13 protein-coding genes are annotated in these 17,420 nt (G+C 37.7%); 7 read left to right on the plus strand and 6 right to left on the minus strand.

Translation table 11 applies throughout. The annotated features are described in order from the left end of the window. The 3 genes from N0B48_RS02440 to N0B48_RS02450 are packed head-to-tail and all read left to right on the plus strand — an operon-like array spanning position 1 to position 6,954. Positions 1–2,868 carry a hypothetical protein gene (locus tag N0B48_RS02440; RefSeq protein WP_259836501.1) on the plus strand — a complete coding sequence of 956 codons (2,868 nt, stop codon included), beginning with the start codon at positions 1–3 and terminating at the stop codon, positions 2,866–2,868. A gap of 7 nt (positions 2,869–2,875) precedes the next feature. Continuing rightward, the gene (locus N0B48_RS02445; protein WP_259836504.1) at positions 2,876–6,475 is read left to right on the plus strand and encodes a DUF6443 domain-containing protein; all 3,600 of its coding nucleotides are present in this window, start codon (positions 2,876–2,878) and stop codon (positions 6,473–6,475) included. A gap of 59 nt (positions 6,476–6,534) precedes the next feature. After that, on the plus strand, positions 6,535–6,954 hold the full coding sequence (locus N0B48_RS02450) for a hypothetical protein (RefSeq protein WP_259836507.1): 420 nt from the start codon (positions 6,535–6,537) through the stop codon (positions 6,952–6,954). A 575-nt stretch (positions 6,955–7,529) separates the two neighbouring features. Here N0B48_RS02450 and N0B48_RS02455 read toward each other — a convergent pair. Then, positions 7,530–7,676: a hypothetical protein gene (locus N0B48_RS02455; protein WP_259836510.1), complete on the minus strand. Its 147-nt coding sequence runs from the start codon at positions 7,674–7,676 to the stop codon at positions 7,530–7,532. Between N0B48_RS02455 and N0B48_RS02460 the strand changes: the two genes are divergently transcribed. The 3 genes from N0B48_RS02460 to N0B48_RS02470 all read left to right on the plus strand — a co-directional run bounded on the left by N0B48_RS02460 (position 7,667) and on the right by N0B48_RS02470 (position 11,098). Continuing rightward, complete coding sequence (locus tag N0B48_RS02460) at positions 7,667–8,506, plus strand: SDR family NAD(P)-dependent oxidoreductase (protein ID WP_259836512.1); 840 nt, start codon at positions 7,667–7,669, stop codon at positions 8,504–8,506. The two genes, N0B48_RS02455 and N0B48_RS02460, sit on opposite strands and share 10 nt — an antisense overlap. 374 nt (positions 8,507–8,880) lie before the next feature. After that, the gene (locus tag N0B48_RS02465) at positions 8,881–9,795 is read left to right on the plus strand and encodes a helix-turn-helix domain-containing protein (RefSeq protein ID WP_259836514.1); all 915 of its coding nucleotides are present in this window, start codon (positions 8,881–8,883) and stop codon (positions 9,793–9,795) included. An 868-nt stretch (positions 9,796–10,663) separates the two neighbouring features. After that, positions 10,664–11,098 (plus strand): hypothetical protein, encoded by a 435-nt coding sequence (locus tag N0B48_RS02470; protein ID WP_259836516.1) that lies wholly within the window; start codon positions 10,664–10,666, stop codon positions 11,096–11,098. Positions 11,099–11,272: 174 nt separating this feature from the next. Here the strand turns inward: N0B48_RS02470 and gldG are convergent, their stop codons facing one another. From gldG to kbl, 5 genes are read right to left on the minus strand one after another with little or no spacing between them, the layout of a single operon-like run. Continuing rightward, positions 11,273–12,943 (minus strand): gliding motility-associated ABC transporter substrate-binding protein GldG, encoded by a 1,671-nt coding sequence (gldG, locus tag N0B48_RS02475; RefSeq protein ID WP_259837534.1) that lies wholly within the window; start codon positions 12,941–12,943, stop codon positions 11,273–11,275. Between the two features lie 4 nt (positions 12,944–12,947). Continuing rightward, positions 12,948–13,676: an ABC transporter permease gene (locus tag N0B48_RS02480; protein ID WP_259836519.1), complete on the minus strand. Its 729-nt coding sequence runs from the start codon at positions 13,674–13,676 to the stop codon at positions 12,948–12,950. A gap of 58 nt (positions 13,677–13,734) precedes the next feature. Further along, positions 13,735–14,286 carry a CopD family protein gene (locus tag N0B48_RS02485; protein WP_259836520.1) on the minus strand — a complete coding sequence of 184 codons (552 nt, stop codon included), beginning with the start codon at positions 14,284–14,286 and terminating at the stop codon, positions 13,735–13,737. 15 nt (positions 14,287–14,301) lie between these two features. Continuing rightward, positions 14,302–14,823, minus strand: coding sequence for a hypothetical protein (locus N0B48_RS02490; RefSeq protein ID WP_259836522.1), 522 nt, complete (start codon positions 14,821–14,823; stop codon positions 14,302–14,304). Between the two features lie 32 nt (positions 14,824–14,855). Beyond that, entirely contained in the window at positions 14,856–16,052 is a 1,197-nt protein-coding gene (kbl, locus tag N0B48_RS02495; protein WP_259836524.1) for a glycine C-acetyltransferase, read from the minus strand. A gap of 160 nt (positions 16,053–16,212) precedes the next feature. On the opposite strand from kbl, the gene N0B48_RS02500 reads away from it, so the two are divergent. Further along, complete coding sequence (locus N0B48_RS02500; RefSeq protein WP_259836526.1) at positions 16,213–17,091, plus strand: cupin-like domain-containing protein; 879 nt, start codon at positions 16,213–16,215, stop codon at positions 17,089–17,091. The last annotated feature ends 329 nt before the right edge of the window (positions 17,092–17,420 follow it).

Below are 17,420 nucleotides of genomic sequence, written 5' to 3' on the forward strand. Positions count from 1 at the left end.
ATGAAAAAAATATCTATAAACATTTTGGCGTTGCCACTCTTTCTAACTATTGGAATACAGAAAGGGTACGCACAAAATAATCTTGGTGAAGTAGTAACCAATCCAATTGCTTCACCATCCATGGCATCACTATCCCGTTATTCAGATGTCCCTATTAATGAAGCTACAGGAATACCCAATATAAACATTCCGCTACTAAGCGTTCCGATGGCTGATAACGGAATGTCATTTCCGATCAGCTTAAGTTATAATGTCAAAAATTATGAAAATGCTGAGCGGATCAGTGATGTAGGCTTTGGGTGGTCTCTGTTGGGGACCAGTGTAATTTATAAAAAAATTATGGAAGATCTGGATGAATGCTATGATAATCCTGCCAGACCTGGCCATATCAATAATGAATTCGACGATCTCTATTATTATGCATTGCCGGGTTTATCCGGAAAGTTTAGAATCAAAAGAGATGTTATTGCCAATACATTCACGCTTATCAATCTTAGCCCGAACAATGCCAAAATAGACTATGTAAGAGATAATAATACAGCAACATTTAAGGCAGATCATTTCACTATAACGGCAGATAATGGCTATAAATATTATTTTAAGGAATATGATTACGGACAATATGCATGTCCAGATGCAATAGCGCCACATAGCTTTAAAACATCATATTTTTTGACAAAAATTGTTAATCCTATCGGGGTTGAGATCGCAACATTGCAATATGAAAAGAAAAATTACATTCTCAGTACTGGAAAAATTGTATACCAATATTGTAAAATAAAATCTATAAAAACCACAAAAGGAGAAATAGTATTTGATTTTGCCTATGATGAGAATTTAAAGGAGACAGTCAATGACCCTTTTACTTTGAATAAAATTAGCTTGAAAAACCCTGCTGGAGAGGTGCTATATAGCTATTTGACAGACAATAGTATTGTCATACATCCTTACGACGATCCCCTGAAAAGAAAACGTGTTTTAAACTCTATCAGAAAAAATGATAAAAATAATGTAAAAATTGAGCAGACATCCTTTGCTTATCAGCATGTGGCAGACGAAATAGGTCGTACGAGTGATGGCATTCTGGAAAAAATGATCCTTCCTACAGGAGGGGTTGTCAATTACAATTACGAAAATAACGAACAGTTTTTTGACTACAGCAATCCTGATCATTTGGCATCTCTGGACCAATATGGTTTTGACCCTGCCGTTCAGACTAAAGAAACTCTTATAAACTCTCCAATCAATACTCAAACTACCCAAACTTACAACTTCACCATCCCCGGAGATGTCAGTAAGGTTAAAAGATTTGAATTGGCCATAGATGTCTCAGACTTTACGTATCCGATTCCTCCAAATCCGGACCCTAATGACCCTTTTAATCCGCAATTGCCCCAACCTGACATTCATCCCAGTCTTACTTTTGTGTTGAAAAAAGGGAACCAGCAAATTGTGGACAAACAATTTACCTATTACTCCTCTCACGGTACCGTTGATATTACAGTTAATCCTGGGAATTATACCCTTGAAGTCTCTTCAGTGGATGGAGCGAAAGGTGTGGGCAGTTTCCAGGTTATTGGAAGAAAGTTTTTACCGGGACCTTTCAGAAACTCAATTGCTGCAGACGGAAAGAGAATTAAGAATATCAAATATTTTAAAAGTCTGTCAGAAACCACTCCGGAGAAAACCATAAACTATGGGTACGATTCTTTCACATTACCCAACAGCACCAGTGGCTATTTATTTTATAGTGAAAGAGATAGCCAAAATGACCCGAACACACCTTATATACTTTACAACAGTGTGAAAGTTTCGGAAAATGGTAAAGGATATATCAAAAAAACGTTTAAAACACCCGATGATTACCCAAAATACCAGAATGGAGGAACACCGCAGTTACCTACTTATTTTTGGCCGTATTATAACATTACAAGGGGTGGTCTGCCTTATAAAGAACAGATCTACGACGAACAGAATAAATTACTGATATCAAAAGAAATCAACTATGAGTTTGATACTTATTCCGATGTTGAATACAACTTAAATTTATTATTAAACGATTGGCAATTTAGTAAGCCTACCTACATAAAAAAAACGACCCAAAAGGATAAATTGTTTTATGCAAGTGGAAGGACCATAGACAATGAGTCGGAAACTCAGATTAGTAATTTAAATTTCAAACCAAACTATGCAAAATCAGTTGTTGATGGAGATATAAAAGAAAAACTAATGACTTATCCTCTAGGTTTATCGGGGTATACTCATCTGGAAAATGCATATATGACAGGAATACCTGTAATCATCGAGGAAAAGGAAAATGGCAAAACTCTGTCTAAGTCAAAAACAGTATTTGCTAATACTTCTTTATTACCAACATCTGTAATAGAAACCAATATAGCAGATGGGACTCCAAAAGAGAACTTAAAAATGGATCTCTATGATGACAGAGGAAATCTTCTCCAGTTTTCAAATTCCGGAGGATTTACTACTGCCCTGATTTATGGTTATGACAAGACTTCCTTAATTGCAAAAGTGGAAGGCGCAACCTATAGCCAGATAGCATCAATGGCCACTGATATTATTAATGCCTCAAACAACGATAATCTGAATTCTTCTACTGAATCTGCACTGATTACGGCTTTGGATAATTTTAGAAAGAATGCGGCATTAGCTAATTATCAGGTTACCACCTATACATACGATCCTCTGGTAGGCATTACCACTACGACACCTCCATCCGGTTTAAGGGAAATTTATGAATATGACCTTTCCGGAAAGCTTATAAAGGTAAAAAGAATGGAAAAAGATCCCGGGGGAACCATTACTTATAAAACATTAAAAGAGTTCCAATACAACTATAAACACTAATATAACCATGAAAAAGATTTTAAGTATTTCAAGCTTTTTGTTTGTAGCCATGTATTTTGCACAGACAAATCTCACCCCTTCTGAAAACTATGTGTACAGCAAGATCTGCCTTAATGGTGACTGTACAAAAGTTTCAGAAAGTGTACAGTATTTTGACAGTTGGGGAAAACCCATTCAGACGATTGATATAAAAGCAACCCCACAGGGAAAAGATTTGGTAGGTCATATTGAATATGATCAGTTTGGCAGACAGGCGAAAAGCTATCTTCCCATACCACAGGCCGGAACCCAGAATGGAGCCATTTACACATCCCCACTTTCCAATGCCCCTGCCGTATATGGTGCGGAAAAAATATATTCAGAGAAGATATTCGAAAACTCACCATTAGATAGGATAAACCAGCTTATACAAGCGGGAAATGACTGGTCCAATAAACCTGCTCATCTTAATTATGACGCCAATAGCGATGGTGAAGTCGTTAAGTATACCGTTACTACGTCCTGGTTTGAAGGAAGAACTAAATATGTTATCGATAATCCGGGTAGTTATAGTAGCGGAACTTTGTCGAAGAATACGGTCACCAATGAAGACGGGAATATAAGTATAGAATTCAAAAACAAAAAAGGACAAACGGTTCTTGTCAGAAAAAAGGATGGCAACCAGAATGTAGATACCCATTACATTTATGATGAATATGGGCAATTAGCCTATGTAATCCCTCCTCTGGCTTCACAATCCGGCTCGGTTGATGAGACTACATTAAATAATCTTTGCTATCAGTATCATTATGACGGCTGGCACAGGTTGGTTCAAAAGAAAGTTCCCGGAAAGGGTTGGGAATTTATTGTGTATGATAAACAAGATCGTATTGTAGCCGTACAGGATGAGGTGATGAGGCCCAAAGGACAGTGGATGTACACCAAATATGACCGCTTTGGACGAGTAGCATTTACCGGAATCAGTACAGGTGGAGAAAGAACCACAGAGCAAGCGAATGCCGACAGTTTTGGAAGCAACAATGTAACCAGAACTTCAAATGTTTTCTTTAATCGGGAGGGAATGGATGTCTACTATGACCCCAACTATACCTATCCTTATGTTAGCTGGGTAAAGCTTTTATCCGTCAATTATTATGACACCTACCCTGCTTATAGTTTTAATCCTGTTTTTCCCGGGATGATACTGGGACAGCCTGTTATTACCCATGCACAAAATGCTTCAGTGAATACGTTGGCGATGCCTACCTTAAGTCTTGTTAAAAATATCGAAGACGACAACTGGACTAAAAGTTATATATATTATGATAGCCAAAGAAGACCAATTGGAACTTATGCTATCAATCATTTGGGTGGCTATTCGAAAACAGAATCCGAGCTGGATTTTGCCAGTGTAACAAAGCTGGCTAAAGTATATCACAAAAGACTCAGTACAGATACCGAAAAAGTGATCTCTCAGACTTTTGAATATGATAGCCAGAACCGTCTGAAAAAGCAGTGGCATCAGATTGATGGCAATATGTCAGAACTGATGAAAGAAAACACTTACAATGAATTGTCACAGCTTACCGTTAAAAAAGTGGGAAATAACCTCCAAAGCATCAATTACACGTATAATGTAAGAGGTTCTTTAGTTAAGGTGAATGATCCTGCCAATCTCGGAACCCAATTATTTGGCTATGAAGTAAAGTATCAGAATCCTCAGGCTTCAAATGTTGCAGGAGGGAAATACAACGGAAATATTTCAGAAGTTGACTGGAAAATGGCCAGCGACAATACCCTTAAAAGATATTCATACGTTTATGATCCTCTGAACAGGCTTAAGGATGGGATTTATTCGGAACCCAATTCTACCAGTCCCTATAATAATAACTATAATGAACATGTATCTTACGACCTGAATGGGAACATCAAGACCTTAAAAAGAAATGCATTTCCTATTTTAGGAGCCACTTCAACCATGGTAGATGATCTTGTCTATCAGTATACAGGAAACCGTTTGGATAAGATCACCGAAAATTCTCTGAATGATACCGGCTATGAAGGTGGGAACAATATGATCGATTACGATCTGAATGGAAATATGATCACCATGAAGGATAAAGGCATTCAGACCATTAATTATAATTTTCTGAGCCTGCCGGATACTTTCGAAATTGTGCAGGCAACATGGGGAGAAACCGTGCGTTCTAATTTAAACTATCTGTACCGTGCAGACGGAACTAAGCTGAGAAAAACCTACACCAGTCAAAGAGATGGAAGAGGTAGCGTTCTAACAACGCGTATAACTGATTACTTAGATGGTTTCCAGTATTCTTATAGCGATGGAGGCGGAGGTATATGCGTGACATGCAGAACGGAAACCGCTTTTGAGGAACAGGCATTTAAAAACATCAATGAATTTCCGGGAATTGGTGGAACACCGGAATGGAAACTGGATTTTGTACCTACTGCAGAAGGCTTTTACAGTTTCACGGAAAACCGTTATATTTACCAGTACAGAGATCATCTAGGAAATGTAAGGGTAAGTTTTGCCAAAAACGGCACAGGTGCTCCTGAAATTTTAGATACCAGCAATTATTATCCTTTCGGACTAAACCATACCGGAGGAAACGGATTAAACAGTTCCGGTTTCGGAAGCTGGCAGAGCTATAAGTACAACGGAAAGGAGCTTCAGGAGACAGGAATGTATGATTACGGTGCCAGAATGTACATGTCAGATATTGGCAGATGGGGCGTAATCGACCCGATGGCTGAAAAAATGAGACGACACTCTCCATATAACTATGCTTTTAACAACCCTGTTAATTTTATAGATCCCGATGGAATGGCCCCTGGAAAAGCAGATGGACAGATAAGCTGGATGGATGGCTCCGGGCATTGGAACTTTGATCCTGCTACCACCATAATGGGTGGAGACTGGTTTGGGGGTGCTCAGAATATGTTCTCGCAAGATGGAGGAGGTGGAAGTGGATTTGGAGGAGGTGGCCCATCTTTTCGTTTCCCAGAGGGTATGGAAAAGTTCTACAAAGAGAATTATCCTGCTTTTTATAATTTAGTGGTAAATATTTTACCTAAAATCCTTAATGATAAGAATTTTTTAAATGCTTTTATGGATATAACAGGTATGACAGAAGATGAAGCCAGAAAAGCTTTTACTTACGGGCAAGGACCTACTCTTCAGGATTGGGAATCCTCCTCCTCTGAAGGGCAATATGATTACGCAGTAACTAAATTTATAGGAGATTTGCATAGTATTTCTATAGATAAGGAGGTGTTAAATTGGTTTGAAAATGCAGATAAAGATTTTAGCACTATAAATGGGCTAATAAATCTATTCTATATGACATCTCTTGTTGGACACGAGGGATCTCATTGGGGTAATAATATTAAGGGACCTGGAAATTCAACTATATTGAATAAATATAAAAATAACGAAGGAGTTTCTGAACATGGTAGAGCTTTTGAGTTTAAAATGCTCCAAAGTATGTATCCCGAAGCTAGGCCGGGAGGAGGATTAGATAATGGGAATTATGGAAGTGACATTTCAATATACTTAAAGGCTTACGTAAAGAAGAATTTTCAAATGTTGACCAATATTTATAAATAATAATAATAATAATAATAATAATAATAATAATAATAATAATAATAATAATAATAATAATAATGAAAATACTATGTTATTTACTGGTATGTATAAGTCTATATACTTCGTGTGGTTCACAAAGCAATACTAAATCAGACATATATAAAAATTTTACTGAACAATTTTTTACTAATAAAAATGTTTATAGAATTTTAAAGAAATATGCTCAAAATAATCAAATAAATATAACAGATTCAGATCAAAAACTAACTAATGAATTCTTAATGTTTAAAAATAACGATCTTACTATTAATATTAGTAATGAAAGAAAAAGTGGTAATGATTTCGCTGTTAAAAAAGTAATAATTGATAAAAATTTAGCATTTATAGTTTTATGGTATAAAGATACAACTACAGCAATATGCTTTTATCCAATAAAAAGTCAGTATACTCCTGATCTATGGATAATCGAAGAAATTACAACAAGGAGCATCAAATAGTCTTCTTATTATTACTGGGTTTTCAGCCAGTTAAGTTAGACAAATAAGCCCCCAGCTAGCGCGAGCGTCCTTTTAAAAATAAACCACTGTTTTTCGCAGTGGTTTTATTTTAAACAAAAAGAACTATTATATTTACAGATCACTTGATATCGAAGCTATTAAACAAAACAATGATGACCCATTTTGCGGCATGAAAACTCTCAATTATGAAAACATTTGATAAACATGAATTTATTTGTAATAGACATAGAAAGCGATTATCAAAGTTTAATTGATAAAAGATTTTACTACCCTATTAATAAATAACGACAACAGCAAAAATCCTAATACAATCTGCATTCAACGACCAACATCCTCTCTTACAACCGTCCCTAGCCCCATCCACAACCACCTCTACCCCCTTGAACAGGTGGCGACACCCCCTTACCCAAGGGGGTAGACAGGGTTCATTAAGGGGCTGTCGGCAGTTTACAAACGGCCTAAGAAGGCTTATCCAAGGGGTTCCATGGGCTTCCTAAGCGGGTAAAGACCGTTAGATAAGTAGCTCCGGAGACTTATTCAACGGCGTGACTTCATTAAGAACCAGCTGGGAACGCCTTAAGATCTCCTTTTCCCATCTCCATCCACGATCTGGTTACATCATTCATTGATTGGGCTACGTCTACCCTTTCCGATCCCACGATCTTTGTACCATCATTTAAACCCAATAAAAATGGAAACAAAAAAAGTATGGTTCGTAACAGGAGCCTCAAAAGGTCTGGGATTGGCCTTAGTAAAAAAATTATTAGAGAATAACTACCGTGTGGCTGCTGCTACCAGAAATGCACAGTCATTAATCTCAGAAATCGGAGAAACATCTGATGTATTCTTGCCCATTGAGCTCAACTTAACGGATAATGAAGATGTACAGTCAGCGGTCTCAAAAACGATAGAGCATTTCGGGCAGCTTGATGTAGTGGTCAACAATGCAGGATACGGGCAGATCGGTACACTGGAAGAACTTACAGACCGTGAAGCCAGAGCCAACTTCGATGTCAATGTATTTGGAACACTGAATGTGATCAGGAATGCAGTTCCTTATCTTCGTGAGAAGAAATCCGGACATATATTCAATATTTCTTCTATCGGAGGTTATTCCGGGAATTTTCCGGGCTGGGGAATCTATTGTGCGACTAAGTTTGCGGTAGCGGGATTAACTGAAGCACTGGCTGAAGAGATCAAAGAATTCGGTGTTCATGCCACAGTGGTTTATCCAGGTTATTTCCGTACTGATTTCTTAAGTAAAGATTCTGTGAAAACACCGGAACATCCAATCAAGGCTTATGAAACAGCCAGAAGTTCCGAGCAGGCACATCTTAACGAAATTAATGGCAATCAGCCCAATGATCCCGAAAAAGGAGCAGCAGCCATCATCGCACTCAGTAAAGAGCAGAATCCACCGGTTCATTTCTTATTGGGAAGCGGCACCGCTGAATTTCTGGATAATAAAATAAAGACCATTACAGCTGATGCAAAACAATGGGAAGCACTGACGATGTCTACGGTGATATAGCTTTAAAATCTAAATCCTTTGTCTATGTTCAGAATGACAATGACAAACCTATCATATGTTTTTCTTAGCACATGAACATGATGTATTAGAAATGTCATGCTGAGCATAAACTGAAGGTTTACGAACGGAGTTCATGAAGGATTTAGCAATAAATATTTTATACTTTATACATCACACAAATATCCTTCGGCTACGCTCAGGATGACAGTGCTAATACTACATTGCTTTACAATTGAAAGGAACTTACAAGACATCAAACCAAGCAAAACCAACCCCTTAACCAATAACTAGCAACTAGCAACTAGCAACTAGCAACTAGCAACTAAAATACTTTTCACATTAGACGTTTACTCAAAAAAAATTAAATTAGCATCATGAAATCTCCCTTCCGCTTCAATTCAATTTCAGAATTTCATGCCTTCTGTAATCTTCCCAATCCTGAGCATCCTTTGATCAGTCTGATTGATTACAGCAAGGTCAACTACCCCATGGATGACAATGAGTTGAAATGGATTCAAAATTTCTACTCCATTGGGCTTAAGCGAAATGTGAATGCGAAGTTCAACTATGGCCAGCAGGAATATGATTTTAATTCCGGAGTTTTATGTTTTGTGTCTCCGCTTCAATTTCTGAAACTGGAAATGAAGTCTGATGTAGTAGTAGAACCCACGGGTTGGCTGCTGGTGGTTCATCCGGATTTCCTCTGGAATACGCCGCTTGCAAAAAAGATAAAATCGTATGACTTTTTCAAATATAACGTCACTGAAGCGCTTTTCCTATCAGACAGGGAAGAAAAAATTGTCGTCGATGTTCTGAAAAATATAGAAAAAGAATACCAGTCGAATATCGATAAATTCTCTCAGGAGCTGATTGCTGCGCAGATTGAACTCCTTCTTATTTATTCCGAACGTTTTTATGAGCGGCAGTTTTTCACCCGGAAAAAATCCAGCCACGAGCTTTTGGAACGTTTTGAGGAAGTCCTTTCCCGGTATTTTGACAGCGGAAATCTCATAGAAAACGGAATTCCCTCTGTAAAATCCATTGCCGGAGAGATGAATATTTCTCCCAACTATCTAGGATCCCTATTGCGCATTCATACCCAACAAAATACGCAGCAGCATATCCAGAATAAACTGATCGATCTGGCTAAGGAACGCCTCAGCACCACTCACCTATCAGTAAGTGAAATTGCTTGTGAACTGGGGTTTGAGCATCCGCAGTCTTTTAGTAAGTTGTTTAAACAGAAAACGAATCAATCGCCACTGGAATTCAGGAAAATGTTCAATTGATAGATACGAATGTCTATTCAATTTAAACTTTACGTTTATTAAAACACGAACTGCACTAATATTTTCACGAATCACACCAATATACATGACGTAATCGTGTTATTTGTGAAAAAAAATTGTGGCATTTGTGGTTAAAAAAATTTTAAAATTCAGATGGTTTATTTTAACGCAAAGAAAATTATTATAATGTTCATAAAGGGAAGCAAAGACGTAATCAATTTCATTGATTCTGAGGAAGGGATTGCATACAGATTGCCTGATTTTAAAATTTCACGCAGATGAATCAGATGATGCAGATTTTTAATTTGTTAATCCGCTTGATCCGTATGATCTGCGAGAGAAAAGATTCAAATCATTAAGATTTCAAGAATATTAAGTTTTTGCTTTGCTTTAAGACGTACAACTTAAAAAATCAAATGATTTTTTCTTAACTAACCTTACATCTTTCATTGATCTTAATGTTAAAAAAAGCGTTAAATGGGAACCTTTTCCATCAACTAAATCTTTGAGAGGACATCAGAATAAACACCCTTTTGTGGTTTTAAAAAAAATATTTTAAAAACCAAAAGGTATATTTTATATAACGAAACCTTATAGGACATATAAAGGTTTGATTTATTTTTGATTTTACTCCACAAGTTTTTGAGGCTTAATTTTCATATCCCACATTAGCTTTTTCGCATCAACCTTTATATAACGTAAAGTCCCACCAATACAACAAAACCCTAAACAGCAATACATTAACCTCAAATCCCTCAGATAATTTACGTCAGAAAAATAAAAAAAACCATAAATTCACTACCTTAGGATTTAGATAAGTGGAATCCGAAAAGCTTTAAAAGAGTAGGAAAACCAAAAACTAATTATTATGAAAAAAATAATCCTACTCATCTTGATGCTGATCTTCGGAATTGCGTTGGCACAGAAAGTAAAAAAAGAAGAAAAAGTAAAAGACAAATTTGAATCGCGGCAGCCTCAGGATATGTCTGTTCCTCCGCCTCCGATGGTGGCTTTTCCTGCTCAATATCCCCAAGGCAACAAAGCCTTTATTGACAATGTGAAAAAGAATTTAAATGCAGATGCTCTTAAGGTTCTCGGTAAAGATTTAAAAACGAAAATCATCCTGAAAGTAAACTCAGAAGGTAATGTAATCAATGTCTCCACTTACGGAGGTGATGAAACCTTTAATACCGAAGTAAAAAAAGCAGCTGAAAAGGCGACTTACAACGTAAAATGGGAAGCCGGAAAAAACAACAGGGGCGAAAAAGTAATTGATATTGTGAACCTTCCGTTTAAATATTAAGGTAGCAGATAATAGGTAGTAGGTAGCAGGGATTAGGGAATGAACGGACTAAAGTCCGTTACTATTGATGTGAAAATCCCAAAGCTGACGAACTTACCAATGCTGGCGCGAGCGTCTCGCTCGTGCCCACAACCAATAAAAAACCACCATTTTTCACGGTGGTTTTTATATATTCTATCCAAACTTTCTTTTCCTCATCCAGAAGAATAATCCTCCCAACAGGCCTATTACTACTAAAGGCAGCAGTAAATTCAGCCATTGCCAGTTTGCTTTTTCCTCCGTGATTCGGTTTCTGTCCAGAAGTCTTTCTTCAATGTTTCTGTTTCTAAGCGCCATCAGATTGCTGTCATCCAGAAGATAATCCAAAGCGTTTCTCAGGAACTGCTCGTTTCCGAACTCCTGATTCGTCAGACGGTCAATTCCCATTGGAAGCGGCTCGCCTTTGTGCATTTTATTTCTTCCGACATCTCCGTCAGCAATCACGATCATTTTGTTTTCAGGACTCTGGCTTTTGAAACCCGGATATCCTTTTCTTTCAATTCTTGATGCGTAGGCAGAATTAAATTTCCCTTCCAATGCAACAGCAAAGATCTTAGGTTTGCTTGGTTTTTCCATTTGGCCAAGACTGTCTACACTGGCAATCTCTTTAAGGTCCACATAGTTCGGAACCTGTTTCAGAAGTGTTCTCTCACTGGATTCGAAGAGAACCTGTGTTTTTATATTTTTTCTTCCGCCCAAGGTATCAATAGAGGTCGGGAATTCAAATTTTACAGGGTTAATATTTTTCGTGATCGGATTATTGTTTTCAGCAATTCCAAGTGGAAAATACGGCCACGGAAGACTCGTATACTGAGGATTTCCTCCTACTTCACCGGTTACCAGTTTCAGCAGGGCAAATTTCTTTACATCCTTCACCAATGCCGGATTGATTCTGATTCCATAATTGAAAAAGAAATCCGTCATATTGATATCTACAGGGAAAGGCATTACCTTTTGAGATCTTGTCAGCGTATCCATTTCAGCATTTACGGCATCGATCATCCAAAGTGTTTTTCCGCCATTCATAATGAACTGGTCAAGAATTACTTTTTCGTTATCCGTGAATGCTTTTCTAGGTTTTGCAATTACCAAAGCGCTCATCTGCTTCAGTAACGGAAGATCTTCAAGAGTAAGTTCTGTCTGATTTTTTGGGACCACAGGACCTGCATCATAATTTTCCATCGCCAATTGCATAAAACCATGGAACTCTTCAGGACCAAGCTCATCCTGATTCACCAGAATTCCTACCTTCTTTCTCTTATCAGCCGCAATATTTTTGATATTGGAAACCAGACTGTATTCCAGACCTTCAATAGATCTGGTCAGCTGCTGATCTGCATCTATTCCTGCCTGTTGAACCACCAAAGGAATAGACACCCCCCTTTTATCATATTTGATAACAGCATAAGGGAAAAGCGTGATCTGTGAAATCTTGCCGTCTTTGACATCAGGAAGAACAGAAGGCTGCATCCCCATCGCCATCAGCGTGTCCCGGGACATTTTAGTTTTAATAGGATCGATGAATTTAAAATCGATCTTCGGATTGATCTTTCTGAACTCTTCCAGCATAAATCTGGTTTCACTCTGAAGCTGCTTAAAGCTTGCCGGAAAATCTCCTTCAAGATAAACATCTACTGTAAGCGGCTTTTTCACAGATTCCAGCACTTTTACCGTACTGTCCGAAAGCGTATATCTTTTTTCTTTTGTTAAGTCTAATCTGATTCCCGAATAGGTAAGCAGAATAACCAAAGGTACTATTACAATCAGGAAAATTCCTAATGGAGATTTAATATTGAACTTCTTCATCATACTACTTCTTTTTAGAGATAAAATGGTTGGACAATAATAACGTAGCACCGATGATCAGAACAAAATAGGCCACATCCTTAAGATCGATAAGACCTCTTGTAAAGCCTAGAAAATGCTGATAAAAACCTATATTCTGAAGAACAAAATCGGCACCGCCCAAAAGTTTGTAGCTCGCCAGCTGCTCTATTCCAAAGTACATGATGAAACACATGAAGACCCCTAAAAGGTAGGCCATAATCTGATTCTGCGATAACGAAGAAGCCAGAATTCCAACACCTGAGAACGCTGCAATCAGCACAATCAGTCCGATATAGCTTCCGAAGGTCATTCCAAGGTCAATATTCCCGGCTGGAACGCCCAAAACGTATACGGTATAAAGATAAATCAGTGACGGAATCAGGCATAAAACCCCAACAATCCATACTGAAAGAAACTTCCCTGTTACCAAGTCTGAAACTTTTAAAGGCTGCGAAAACAACCAGTTCAGTGTTCCCGTCTGCTGTTCTTCCGCGAAAGTCTTCATAGACAGTGCAGGAATAATAAACATCAGCAGCCATGGAACCAGTACGAAATAGCTCTGCAGAGAGGCCATTCCGATGTCGAAAATATTAGAATCATTCTCGAAAAAAAACAGGAAAAGAGCGGTTATCAGACTGAATGCGCCGATAATCACCCATGCGCTCCAGTTTCCAAAGTAACTCCAGAGTTCCTTTTTTAAAATTGCAATCATAGTTTTTCTGTGCAATGTAAAAGGTAAAATGTATTCATGTACATTCTACTTTCCACAATTATTTGTTTTTTTTATTTTTATTAACGAGTTTCACTGTCATCATGATCAGAAATACAAGAACGAAAAATCCGGCGATTAATTGCCACCAGTACTCAATAACTGAAGATTTCAGGATCACAGTAAACACCACAAGGAACAGAAGGAATGTAGCGATCTCGTTGGCTTGTCTCAGTTTGATATTAGGTGTTTCGATAGTCTGTCCGTTCAACTCTTTCAGTTTCAGTACTTTTTTCCAGCACCAGTAATGATAAACGGCAAGACCGATCAGGAAAGTCAGTTTTAAATGAAACCAGGGCATTTTCATCAGTCCGGTATTCAGAAAGATCATGACAATTCCGCAAACCGCCATTATCACACCTGCCGGAACAGTAATGATATTCCAAAGTCTTCTGGCCATGAAAGTATACTGTTCTCTAAGGATTTTCTTTTTTTCTTCAGCAAATTCATCCGTATCCTTATAGTAAACGAAAATTCTTACGAGATAAAAAATTCCCGCAAAATAGCTTACCATAAAAATGATATGCAGTGCTTTGATTATTGTATAAAGCATCAGTAGATATAAAAATTATTGATCGGTAGCGTCAACAGGCTGCATTTCCTGTAGCTTTACTCTTTTTGCACCGAGATTAACGTAATACTTCTCCAGCTTGTTCAGATGATCCTCACTGGTTTCCTTTCCTTTTACATGAAGGCTGTAATCACTCCAGATATTAATACAAAAAAGATCCTTAACTAAAAACCTGGTGTTAGATTGTTCAAAATTTTTAGAAAGAAATGCCTCCAGATCCTTTTTTGTTTTAAACTCATACACCATTACTCCACCGTCATTTCCTCTCGGATTATTATACGTGAAAGTGTAGAAATTTTTGATCACAGATGCGGTTTCCGGGTCTTCTATTTTTGAAATAATATCGGGATTATCCGTCACAAAAGGGATCTTTGTAATCCCGATATCTTTCATTTCTTTATCTATTGTAGCAGGTTTCATGCCCTGCAGTTCTACATTTTTAAGATCGAAATCCATAATGCTTTGTGCGGAGAAACTTTGAAAACATACAAAACCGATGATGAGAAGTATTTTTTTCATAAAACCTGTTTTAAATAGTTTAATATTTTTAATTAAGAAATAACACCAAGCTCTTTACCTACTTTTTCAAAAGCAGCAATTGCTTTGTCAAGGTGTGCTCTGGTGTGGGCAGCAGAAAGCTGTACTCTGATCCTTGCTTTTCCTTTCGGTACTACAGGATAAAAGAACCCGATCACATAAATTCCCTCATCCATAAGCTTTTCAGCCATTTTCTGAGCAAGAGGCGCGTCGTATAACATCACCGGAACAATCGCAGCATCGCCCTCAGGAATATCAAATCCTTTGGCTACCATTTCTTTTCTGAAATATTCAGCGTTTTCCATGACCTGATCACGAAGTGAAGTATCCTCAGAGATCATATCTAAGACTTTCAATGCAGCTCCTACGATACCAGGCGCTAATGAATTGGAAAATAAATAAGGACGGGAACGTTGTCTCAGCATATCGATGATCTCTTTTTTACCGGAAGTAAATCCTCCTAAAGCACCCCCTAAAGCCTTTCCTAGCGTAGACGTGATAATATCCACTCTGCCCATTACTTCATTGGCTTCGTGTGTCCCACGACCTGTTTTCCCGATGAAACCTGTAGCGTGAGAATCATCCACCATTACTAATGCATTGTATTTGTCAGCAAGGTCACAAACACCTTTCAGATCAGCTACAATACCATCCATAGAGAAAACTCCGTCGGTAACAATGATTTTGAAACGGTGATCTTTTTCAGAAGCAGCGATTAACTGTGCTTCCAGATCAGCCATATTATTGTTTTTATAACGGTATCTCGCTGATTTACAAAGACGTACTCCGTCAATAATTGAAGCGTGGTTCAGTTCGTCTGAAATAATGGCGTCTTCTTCAGTAAACAAAGGTTCAAAAACACCTCCGTTTGCATCAAAACATGCCGCATATAAAATCGTGTCTTCAAGACCTAAGAAATCCGCGATTTTTTTCTCTAATTGCTTGTGAATATCCTGTGTTCCGCAGATGAAACGTACAGATGACATACCGTAACCGTGAGATTCTATCATGTCCTGAGAGGCTTTCATGACCTCCGGATTGTTGGACAGACCCAGATAATTATTGGCACAAAAGTTCAGAAGCTTCTTTCCGTTAGCTTCTATTTCTGCACTCTGCTGGGAGGTGATGATTCTTTCTCTTTTATAAAGACCGTCATTTTCAATGTTTTGCAGTTCGTTCTGTAAATGTTGAAGATATTTTTCAGAGATCATTTTTTAGTAATTTTTTAGATGCGCTAATTTAATAAAAAGGTGTTAAAATATCAGCTTTTAAAAGTTTAATTCTAAAAATAGGGTTCAAATTCAGTTTTAACACAATTAGTCTACTAATTTAGTAGGATAATAATTATATTTGTGATCTAAACTGAGGAATATGAGACTGACTCCGATAGAAAAAGTAAAGACAATAAGTTCCCGAAGCTTTATACAGAATCATATGAAGCTGCGTCTTCCTGTTATTATGGAAGATTTCATCGATCCGGGAAGTCCTGCCTTTAAAAAGTGGAATTATGAATACTTTAAGGAAATAGCAGGAAATCAAAAAGTTAACATCTACGGAAGCGAGCTGGAATCTCTGGACAGAGTGGCCAGCAGCCCAATTGGGCAGACTACATTCTCAGAATATCTTGACCTGATCAGCACAACACCTACGGAACACAGACTGTTTTTATTCAATCTGCTCAACATCAGGCCGGAGCTTAAAGATGATCTTCATTATAACGATGTGACGAATGGGAAAATACTGAAATGGCTTCCTTTCATGTTCTTCGGCGGCGAAGGATCCATTACAAGAAATCACATCGATATTGATATGTCCCATGTTTTCATCACCCAGTTTCACGGCATCAAAAGGATCTGGCTTTTTCCGTGGGAACAGTCGGATCTGATGTATAAACTGCCTTACAACTTTCACAGCTTACCCAATATCAAAGATCCCGACTACAGGGAATTTCCTGCTCTTCTCTACTTAAATGGTTATGAAGCGCTGTTAAAGCCGGGTGAAACGCTCTACATCCCTTCCGGCTGGTGGCATTATATACAATATGAAACCGAAGGTTATTCCGTTTCTGTAAGGGCTCTTCCTTCTAGTCTCCTTGAAAAATGGCGCGGCTTCAAAAATATGGTCGTGACCAGAAATTTTGATAATATGATGCGAAAGCTTTTTAAAGAGAAATGGTTCAGATACAAAGTAAAAACCGCCAGAAAAAGAGCTGCCAGGGCTGCCAGAAGACACAAAAGCTTCCTGATCTAAAAACCTCATCATAATATGTTTAACCTTAAATTATTTTAACAATGGAATTACTGTACGCCATACTATCTGCTGAACGCGCTCATTATTTTTACTATCCGCTTTTTTAACCTCTTTATGGCTGGTGAAACTTTCCAGATCATTATCAGATAAACTCTCACCTGCTTTTGAACTTTTTTGGATACTATTTTACGTGACTGCTATTTCTAAGAATAACAAAAACGGACTCAAGGTCCGTTTTTGTTATTTAATCTAAATTCGTTAAAATAAAAAGATTGAAGTTACCGTTCGTATCCTTGTCAAGGTTTAAAACCTTGCCAAGGATAGTTCGA

This window comes from Chryseobacterium herbae (genome assembly GCF_025154075.1).
Taxonomy (GTDB): Bacteria; Bacteroidota; Bacteroidia; order Flavobacteriales; family Weeksellaceae; genus Chryseobacterium; species Chryseobacterium herbae.